The sequence below is a fragment of the Streptomyces sp. NPDC006655 genome (assembly GCF_040703965.1).
GTDB lineage: Bacteria > Actinomycetota > Actinomycetes > Streptomycetales > Streptomycetaceae > Streptomyces.
This window is the reverse complement of sequence record NZ_JBEYJU010000067.1, coordinates 39,092-48,236: the sequence shown is the minus strand read 5'-3', so window position 1 is coordinate 48,236 and position 9,145 is coordinate 39,092. Positions and strand designations below refer to the sequence as shown.

The window sequence follows — 9,145 nt, the reverse complement described above, 5'->3', positions numbered from 1 at the left end:
CCCATCCGCATACCTCACACACCACGGAGTACAGCCACTACCCCAGGCCCAGCGGGGACTTCAGGAAATATCACCCTGACGAGCCGAAGTCAGTATTGACGCGGCTGATGGGTGGGTGGCCGCCGAGTGCGGTGCGGCAGCGGTGGTGTTCGTAGGTGTGCAGGAAGTCTGCCAGGGCGTCGGTGCGTTCGGTGTTGCTGGTGCAGGGCCGCCGGTAGGCCCATTGGTCGAGCAGGGTGCGATTGAAGCGTTCGACTTTGCCGATGCTCCTCTTGCTGTCAAGGGAGGCCAGGCTGCTGTTGTCAGGCCGTCGCGGACAGGTGGCTGCGCTGGGATTCGTGGGACGAGTAGGCCGTAGACCTCACGGACGACGTGTCGTTTCAAGCAGCGGATGATGAGGTGTGGCGGCTGGTGTTGCCGGAGGATGCAGGGATCGGGGCGACTCCGCAGAGGTGGGCGAAGGCACTGAAAGAAGGCCTCCTGGGTTGTCGCCGACAGCGACGAGCAGGGCTGCGACGGTCTCGAGGCCGAGTCCTTTGACCGCCATGAGTTCCCGTGCTGCCCGGGCGACGAGCCGCTGCAGGTCGCGGTCCAGCTCCGAGATCTCGTCGTCGAGCTGCAGCTAGCGGTGGGCGATGGACTGCATCGCCAGTTTGGTGACCGTGGTCAGGGTGTCCGGCTCGGCCCCTGGGCGCCACCGTGTCACAGTGCGGATCAGTTCCGTTCGGTGCAGTCCGCGCACGTGTTCCCGAAGAACGACAGCGCCGTCACCGGAATTCGCTGTCGCGGTTTCGTCCTGCACGGCCGACCCGTGCGGCGGCTTCGGCATCGACGACATCGGACTTGCCGCGACGCCAGCGTGTCTGACGGTCGGGGCGGTTCACCTCGACGACACGGTGGCTGTGTCGGCGCAGCCACCTCGACAGGCCGGCCCCGTAGCAGCCGGTGCCTTCCAAGCCCACCTGCTCGCGGTGCCGAGACCGGTGGCCCACGCTTCCAAGGATGCGTAGCCAGCTGGTGTCGAGAGGACAGCGAGCGTGCCCAGCCGCCGCCCGAGCTGGTCGATCGCGGCAGCGATAGGGACGTCGGCGTGGGTGTCGACTCCGAGGGTCACGCTCGTGCCGGAACTGTTGGGCACCTGTCCTCGGTGCGGCTCCGCAAGGCTTGAGCCGCACCGACGGAGCACCGGGGACACAACTGCGATGGAGCGTGGTGCCAGGCTCTTATCAGGGACCCAACCCCGCAGACTTCCGGCGTGACCAGGCGGTGCAGGCGCTCTTGCCGTCTCGTAGGCTGCGGACATGACAGAGATCCAGACGCCCACGCCCCGCGATGCCTTTCAGCTGCTCATGGCCGGCAACCAGCGCTTCGTCGCGGGCACCCCCGAGCACCCGAACCAGGACGCTGTCCGCCGTGCCGAGATCGCACCGGGCCAGCAGCCCTTCGCCGTGCTGTTCGGGTGTTCCGACTCCCGGCTTGCCGCCGAGATCATCTTCGACCGGGGCCTGGGTGACCTGTTCGTCGTCCGCACGGCTGGGCACGTCGCCGGTACGGAAGTCCTCGGGTCCATCGAGTTCGGCGTCGCCGTCCTCAACGCGCCGCTGGTCGTCGTCCTCGGCCACGATTCGTGCGGTGCCGTCGCCGCGGCCTGTTCCGCCCTGGAGAACGGCCGGACTCCGGGCGGATTCGTCCGCGACGTCGTCGAACGGGTCACCCCGAGCGTGCTGGCCGCCCGCGCCGCCGGACGCGACAGGGCCGAAGAGATCCTGGCCGAGCACATCGAGCACACCGTGGACCTACTGCTCGAACGCTCCCACGTCCTGGCCGAGCGGGTGGCTGCCGGCCGGACCGCCGTGGTGGGTTTGTGCTACCGGCTGGCCGACGGCAGCGCGCAGCTCGTCGCCGCCCGCGGCCTTGATGCGACGGTTCCCACCGCATCCTGACCGTCCCGGCCGTGGCCGCTCACTGAGAGGACCGGGGCCCCGCGGCCCGGCGGAGCCGGTTGGCGATCGCGAGGCCCAGCCCTTCCTCGACCGGCAGGGACGCGACGATGAGGTCGCACCCCCGCTGGTCCAGCTCGCGCAGGAATCCGTACAACGCGCGCGCGTAGCCGGGCAGGGAGGCGGGGACCGGCACCACGGCGTGTGCCTTCACCGGCGTGTCGGCGAGGGATGGGGGAAGAAGGATGCCGACCTGGTGGCCCTGCTCCTGTGCGAGCTGCGCCTCGTCCGCGACCTTCTCCGGATCGACGAGGACGACTCGAGCAGACGGCGCGTAGTGCGACGGGTGCTGACCCGGCACCCTGACATGGCTCGTGGCCGGGGTCTCGATCGCGTACCCCAGCACCGCTTCGAGGTCCTCTCGGGTCACTCCGCCGGGCCGGAGGATGGTCGGGGTCGCTCCCGTGACGTCGACGATGGTCGACTCGACGCCGACGCCACAGGAGCCGCCGTCCAGTACCACGTCGACGGCGTCACCGAGTTCGGCTCGGACGTGGTCGGCGGTGGTGGGGCTGACCGAGCCGAAGCGGTTGGCGGACGGGGCGGTGATACCACCGCCGAAGGCCGACAGCAGAGCCAGGGCGACGGGGTGGTCGGGCACACGCACGGCCACCGTCTCCAGGCCACCCGTGGCTTCCAGGGGCACCCGGCGGCCGCGCCGCAGAACCAGCGTGAGCGGCCCCGGCCAGAAGTTCCCGGCCAGCAGGCGCGCCGTGGCGGGGACCTCCTCGACCCAGTCGTCCAGGTGGTCCGCGCCGCCGATGTGGACGATCAGCGGATGGGAGGGCGGACGACCCTTGACCTGGAAGATGCGCGCCACAGCGGCAGGATCTTCAGCGTTGGCGCCCAGGCCGTAGACGGTTTCGGTCGGGAGGGCCACCAGGCCCCCGGCCCGCAGCACGCCCGCCGCCGTCTCGATGTCAGTGGTTGTTGCCGTCACCCTCGTCATCCTTTCACCGTCCCGCTCTCCCCGGCCGGGGGCACCACATCAGCCCTGGTACTTCACCGCGAGAAGACCGTGTAACCACGGTGATTCTGCCGGTCAAAGCACGACCGCATGGCCATCATGAGTGCGCGCACGGTTCGTGCGATGAAGGGCGGCCCACCCGTCCCCGTTCCCACGTCCCAGGAGCTGCCCGCATGATCGCCCTGACCGTCTCGCTCCAGGTCGTCCCCGGCTGTCGTGACGACTTCCTCAACGCCATCAAGGAAGACGGGGTCACGTCGCCCTCCGCCGGTCCGCGTGGGATGCCGGTCCGTCGGGGGGACGGTCAGTTGGCCAGGCCAGTGGTCTCCCGCTCCCGCACCGGGTGCTGTGAGTGCAGGAATTCGTCGGCGGGGCCTTCCACGGACACCTTGGGCAGTGCCTTGTCCAGTCGGCGGGGCAGCCACCAGTTCGACTTCCCGCACAGGTGCATGAGCGCGGGAACGACGATCATACGGATCAGTAGGGCGTCTGCGGCGACGGCCACCGCGAGGCTGACCCCGAACTCGGAGATCACCCGCATGCCTCCGAACACAAAGGAGCCGAAGACACAGACCATGATCGTGGCGGCCACGGCGATGACCTTGCCGGTCTCGGCCTGCCCGACCCGGACGGCGCGACCGCTGTCCCCGGTGTGGGCCCACTCCTCACGCATCCGGCTGACCAGGAAGACCTGGTAGTCCATGGACAGGCCGAACATGATCCCGACCACCAGAATCGGCACGAACGACTCAATCGGACCGGCAGCGCCCAGGCCGAGCAGTCCAGCGCCGAAGCCGTACTGGAAGACGACGACGATCGCGCCGAAGGCCACCCCGATGCTGAGGATGTTCAGTACCGCGCCCACGGCCGGGATGAGCAGGCTGCGGAAGGCGACGGTCAGCAGCAGGAAGCCGAGCGCGGCGATCACCAGCACGAAGAGGGGGAGCTTGCTCATCAGCACCGACGCGAAGTCGTCGTTGCTCGCGGTGACACCGCCCACGTAGACCGTCATCGACGTGCCCTGTTCGGCCTTCGGTATCACGTCGTTGCGCAGGTGGTGGATCAGGTCGGAGGTGGCCGCCGACTGAGGGGAGGTGGTCGGGACGACGGAGATCACACCGACCGTCTGTCCCGCCTTCATGGGCGCCGCACCGGCGGTCGCGACCCCGTCGACGTCCTTCAGGGCGGTCACCAACTTGGCCTCGGCCGCCCTGGCGGCGGCGTCAGGGGCCTGGACGGCGAGGACGAGCGGGCCGTTGAAGCCCGCCCCGAACCCGTCGGCGATCATGTCGTACGCCTGACGGTTCGTCGAAGTGGTGGGCAGATTGCCGTCGTCGGACGCGCCCAGACGCAGCGACAGCGTCGGGAAGGCGAGCGCCGCCAGGACGGCGAGGGCCACCAGCCCCAGGGCCTTCGGCCGGGCCTGGACCCGAGCGGCCCACCGCCCCCACAGTCCGCCCGACGACGGCGGGGCCTGCCCGGCGGAGCCGCGGCGCTCGCTGCGGCTGAGGACCCGCGGCCCGATCATGCCCAGCAGCGCGGGGAGCAGCGTGACGGCGGCCAGCACGGTCAGCACGACGGTGATGGCCGCACCGATGGCCATGCCGTTGATGATCCCGACATTCAGGGTGAGCATGCCGAGCAGGGCGACGACGACGGTCAGGCCGGCGAACACCACGGCACGACCGGAAGTGTTGAGGGCCTTGGCGACCGACTCGCCCACGCCCATGCCGGCCTTGAGGTTGGCGCGGTGCCGGTTGACGATGAACAGGGCGTAGTCGATGCCCACGCCGAGACCGATCAGTGAGCCGAGGGTCAGTGTGGTGTCGGACAGCGTGATGACATGACTGAGCAGGAGCACTGCGATCGCCGAGGTGCCGACGCCGGCGATCGCCGTGAGGATGGGCAACGCCGCCACCCACACCGCACGGAAGACGAACAGCAGCACCAGGAAGGCGAGCACGATGCCCATGGCGTCGGCCAGGGGGTTGGGCTTGGGGTTGACGGTGAAGGCCTGCCCGTTGAGCGCGATGTGCAGGCTTTCCGACTCCGCGGCGGTCGCGAGTTCCTTCACATGCTCGACCTGCGGGTCGCCGACGCCGTCCTCGAAGGCGACACTGGCGTACGCTGTTTTGCCGTCCTTGCTGATCTGCGTCTTGCCGGCCGGGGTGTAGGGGCTGGTCACGGCGACGACCCCGGGCGCGTGGGCGATGCGTCCCAGCGCGTCGGTCATCGCCCGCTCGGCCGCGGGGTCGGTGACCTTGTCGTCCTTCACCTGCCAGACGACCCGGCCGCTCTTGCCCGCCGCGCTACTGGAGGCGCGTTGCAGCAGGGCCGTCGCCTTGGCGGAGTCCGTGTTCTGCGAGGTCGGGCTGTTGCCGAAGTCGCTGCCGAGCGCGCCGGCTCCGGCGCCGAGGGCGAGCAGCAGGCCCACCCAGGCCAGGACGACGGAGAGCCGGTGCCTGTGACACCAGCGGGCGAGAGATGACATCGACGAGCCTTTCCGGAGGTACGCGGACAGACGGGCCGACACTGCGGCCCACCTTCAAATTCGCATGTCCTGGGTCTCTCGTCGTTGGCCGCCCGCAGACACTTGCGTCTACTGCGATCGCAGTAATCGGGGCGGCGGAACCACACTTGACCGGGTAAGAGAGGTCGAATCGCCTCTGTTTCCCCGGCAGCGGCACCGGTCAAGGACGACGGTGGCCTACCCGCTTCAGGGCATCGGCGGCCTGCCAGGGCCCTTCCAGCCCGCAGGGACCGTTGCGGTCATCAGCGAGTGCGAGGAAGTGGACGGAATGACCGCGCGGTCCGGCGCTCGTCGTGCCCGGGGCGGTGTCCTCGCGCGCGCCTGGCCGTCACACGGAACCGGCGGCGAATTCCTCCGGGGTCCGGATGGATTCTCCGACCAGCCCGTGGCGGAAGAGGATCTTCACGTGGTCGATGGCGCTGGGGCTGCTCGGGCGCAGGGCCTCGAAGACACCGGCCGCGGCGTCCAGGCCGGCGTAGCCGGTGACCATCAGTGCGGGGTCGAACAGGCAGGAGCGCAGATGGTCGAACGTTCGGGCGAACGCCTTGTACGTACTCCCTCTCGCCGAATCCGGGGCCACCGACGAACTCGATACCGGCGTTCTTGAGGACTCCCACGACGGGACGGATCTCTTCGAGCCGCATCCCGGCGCCGATCACGGTGACCCTGGTGCAAGGGGGCGCGGACGCCATCAGGGAGGCGAGCAGCCCGTGGGCGCCCGACGCCTCGATGATGTGCAGACGCCGACCGGCGGGCGTGTTCTTGCGCCATGCCTCCACCGGATCGTCTTGAAGCGGATCCACGGCGATGCTCGCGATCGTGAGCGGTGTCGCCGTGGGAATCCCGTACGGCCACTGGACAGTGATGCCGCCATGGCTCGTCTACGGCCTCGGCGAAGTCTCGCTCCTGCTGCCCGGCGCCCTCATCGTCACCGCCGTCTGGGCGGTACCCCGCGAGTGACCCGGAGAAGGACGCACGACGCTTGGTCAGGACGGGGGCAGCGTGATCCACAGGAGACCGCAGCAGCGGCGCTGCTCGGCGGCGGATCGCTCGGCCTTTCGACCCACCCTGTGGTCATCAGTCGGTCGCCCGTGAAGGCCGTCGCCAGCGGGACCGTCGGCTGTCCGTGGTGGCTGACGGGAAGAGGCTGATGGGGCATGTCGGGGCGGTGCTGCTGCGCCGGTGTGCGGACCGCACGGGACTGACGGACGCGCTGGTGAAGGTGCTACCGTCCAGCGCCGTGGCCGGCCGGCGGGATGGTCCAGCAGTGCTGGTCCAGCTCGTGGTCGCGATCGTGCTCGGGGCAGCGAACCTGTCGGAGGCCGAACAACTCCAGCTACATCACGGGCCGTTGTTCGGTTTCACAGCCGTAGCGGTCGGCCTGGTAGGGATGCTTGCCGACAGCGGCGAGGCAATAGCCGACCTGTCCCTCCTGCGCGACCAGCGCGAGGTATTCGGGCCGGTCGCCTCCACCCCCACCGCATGGCGCCTCCTGGCCTACTGCCGCCCCATCGGGCTCCGAGCCGCGGCCGCATCATCCTGGCCGTCCTTGGGACGATGGGCGACCCAGCTCAGCAGCACTCCGAGCGCCTCAGCCGTGGACGAGCCGGGCTGCGGCAGGTAAGTGAGCAGGGAGCGGTCGGGACGCGCGGGCACAGTCAGCATGTGATAGTCGAACTCCAGCGTGCCGACAACCGGGTGCAGGATGCGGGCAACTCCCAACCGCTTCTCCCGCACGTCGCCCGTCGCCCACAGACGCCGAAACGGCTCGCTGCGGATGGTCAGCTCGCCGATCAGCGCTGCGAGCCGGGCGTCGTCAGGCCAACGCCCGGTCAACAGACGCAATTGAGCGACTGTTTCAGCGGCAATCGTCTCCCAGTTCGAGTACCGTGCTCGGGCCTCAGGGTGCAGGAACAGCTGGCGTGCCGCGTTGCGCGGCTGCGGCATGCTGCTCACGTCGAATACGGCCTCGGCCGCATCGTTTGACGCCACAATGTCGAGACGGGCGTTGAGCAGCAGCGCAGGAGCGTCCCCCATGGTCTTGAGTAGCCGAACCAGCGGCTCATCCGGCACTACTGCCCCCGGCAGGCTTCCCACGGTTGCCTCGGCTCCGGATCGAGTGGGCCGAGCCAGGTTACGCAGGTGTTCAGTTTCGACGTCTGAGAGCGAGAGCGCCTGCGCGACGGCATTGAGCACGTGATCGGAGACGTGCGTGGTGCGGCTCTGCTCCAGGCGCTGGTAATAGTCAGGGCTGACTCCTGCGAGCAGAGCCACCTCTTCGCGTCGTAGCCCCGGCACCCGTCGGCGAGTGATGCCGGGGGGCAGCCCCACCTGCTCAGGTGTGATGCGTTCGCGTCGGGTACGCAGGAACTCACCGATAGTCGTCTCCACCCCATCGACGGTACGTCGACGACGGCAGCCTTGCCTGGCCCTGCTGGAACCAGGTAACACCGGACCTTCCGCCCAGCCCATCGGTCGGCCAATCTCATGCCTGCGACTCCGCACCGGACTAACAAAGCAGGACGGGAAGGCTGGAACAGATGCGTGCAGCAGTGGTTACAGAGTTCGGTGGCCCCGAGGTGCTCCGGATCGTCGAAGTACCGACGCCTGCGCCGGGTCCCGGAGAGGTACTGGTCGAAGTCGCCGGCGCCTCGGTCAACTTCGCCGACGTCATGGTGCGGGCGGGTCTCAATGTTCAGTACGGCGCGACCGCCGCGCGCGGCCAGTTCGGTCTCGGCACGGATGTAGCGGGGACTGTCGCCGCCCTCGGCGAGGGAGTTGCCAAGTTCGCCGTCGGGGACGCCGTCGTCGGCACTCAGGAGCGACTCGACCGGCCGCTGGGGACCCAGGCTGAGTACGTCGTGCTGGAAGACTGGGAACTCGCCTCCGCGCCGGCCGGAACCGACCTCGTGCAACTGGCCACTGTGGGGCTCAACGCAACCACCGCCGACCAGGCCCTGGACGCATTGGCTCTTGAGCCAGGGCAGTGGCTGCTGGTCTCGGGCGCCGCCGGCGGGGTGGGGTTCTTCGCGGTCGAACTCGCGCGGCTGCGCGGACTGAGGGTGGTCGCCCAAGCCGGATCGACCGACGAAAAGCTCGTGCTCGAGGCAGGCGCGGAGCTCTTCGTCTCGCGCGATGAGGACCTCGTGCCCACCGTGCGCCGGCTGGTGCCCGGTGGCGTGGACGGCGCGATCGACGCAGCCAACATGGCCGCTGGAACCGCGGACGCTGTGCGACACGGCGGTGCGTTCGTATCGCTGCTCAACTCTGCACCACCAGCGCGTCGCCAGGTGCGGACGACCAATCTGGCCTGGCACACCGACGGCGAGCGCCTGACCAAGCTGGCGGCATACGCAGGCGCCGGCCTGATCAGCCTGCGGGTGGCCAAGACATTCCCGCTGGAGCAGATCGCAGACGCCCATCAGGCCCTCGCCGCAGGAGGACTGCGCGGCCGGATCGTACTGGTCCCGTGACCATGAGCGGCAGGGGCCTGTCACGATGAACCGATTCGAAGGGCGCACCGTTGCCGCCACCGGCGACGCCACCGTGGGCCTCGGCGCGGCCGAGCGCTTCGCCATCCGCCTCGCCACACCCGACGAGTTCGCCGTCCTCGTCGCCGACTACCTCAACTGATCCGCAAGGAGAGAC

At 69.2% G+C, this 9,145-nt stretch carries 8 protein-coding genes and 1 pseudogene; 4 read left to right on the top strand and 5 right to left on the bottom strand.

Translation table 11 applies throughout. The features are described 5' to 3' along the window. Window positions 1-70 precede the first annotated feature (70 nt). Window positions 71-262: pseudogene (locus AB0958_RS31080) on the bottom strand (integrase core domain-containing protein); the annotation flags it as partial. Window positions 263-1,301: 1,039 nt separating this feature from the next. Between AB0958_RS31080 and AB0958_RS31075 the strand changes: the two are divergent. Then, the gene (locus AB0958_RS31075; RefSeq protein ID WP_366893798.1) at window positions 1,302-1,943 is read left to right on the top strand and encodes a carbonic anhydrase; all 642 of its coding nucleotides are present in this window, start codon (window positions 1,302-1,304) and stop codon (window positions 1,941-1,943) included. A gap of 19 nt (window positions 1,944-1,962) precedes the next feature. Here AB0958_RS31075 and AB0958_RS31070 read toward each other — a convergent pair whose 3' ends face one another. The 3 genes from AB0958_RS31070 to AB0958_RS31060 form a co-directional block, all read right to left on the bottom strand. Next, a complete protein-coding gene (locus AB0958_RS31070) occupies window positions 1,963-2,949 on the bottom strand; it encodes an L-threonylcarbamoyladenylate synthase (protein WP_366893797.1) in 987 nt (328 codons plus the stop codon). Window positions 2,950-3,271: 322 nt separating this feature from the next. After that, a complete protein-coding gene (locus tag AB0958_RS31065) occupies window positions 3,272-5,458 on the bottom strand; it encodes an MMPL family transporter (protein ID WP_366893796.1) in 2,187 nt (728 codons plus the stop codon). A gap of 367 nt (window positions 5,459-5,825) precedes the next feature. Next, on the bottom strand, window positions 5,826-6,077 hold the full coding sequence (locus AB0958_RS31060; RefSeq protein WP_366893795.1) for a hypothetical protein: 252 nt from the start codon (window positions 6,075-6,077) through the stop codon (window positions 5,826-5,828). Between the two features lie 239 nt (window positions 6,078-6,316). On the opposite strand from AB0958_RS31060, the gene AB0958_RS31055 reads away from it, so the two are divergent. Further along, complete coding sequence (locus tag AB0958_RS31055; RefSeq protein ID WP_366893794.1) at window positions 6,317-6,457, top strand: hypothetical protein; 141 nt, start codon at window positions 6,317-6,319, stop codon at window positions 6,455-6,457. A gap of 537 nt (window positions 6,458-6,994) precedes the next feature. Here the strand turns inward: AB0958_RS31055 and AB0958_RS31050 are convergent. Beyond that, the gene (locus AB0958_RS31050; RefSeq protein ID WP_366893793.1) at window positions 6,995-7,888 is read right to left on the bottom strand and encodes a helix-turn-helix transcriptional regulator; all 894 of its coding nucleotides are present in this window, start codon (window positions 7,886-7,888) and stop codon (window positions 6,995-6,997) included. 149 nt (window positions 7,889-8,037) lie between these two features. Here AB0958_RS31050 and AB0958_RS31045 point away from each other — a divergent pair, with 149 nt between their 5' ends. Continuing rightward, complete coding sequence (locus tag AB0958_RS31045) at window positions 8,038-8,970, top strand: NADP-dependent oxidoreductase (RefSeq protein ID WP_366893792.1); 933 nt, start codon at window positions 8,038-8,040, stop codon at window positions 8,968-8,970. Window positions 8,971-8,995: 25 nt separating this feature from the next. Continuing rightward, complete coding sequence (locus tag AB0958_RS31040; RefSeq protein WP_366893790.1) at window positions 8,996-9,130, top strand: hypothetical protein; 135 nt, start codon at window positions 8,996-8,998, stop codon at window positions 9,128-9,130. Window positions 9,131-9,145: the final 15 nt, after the last annotated feature.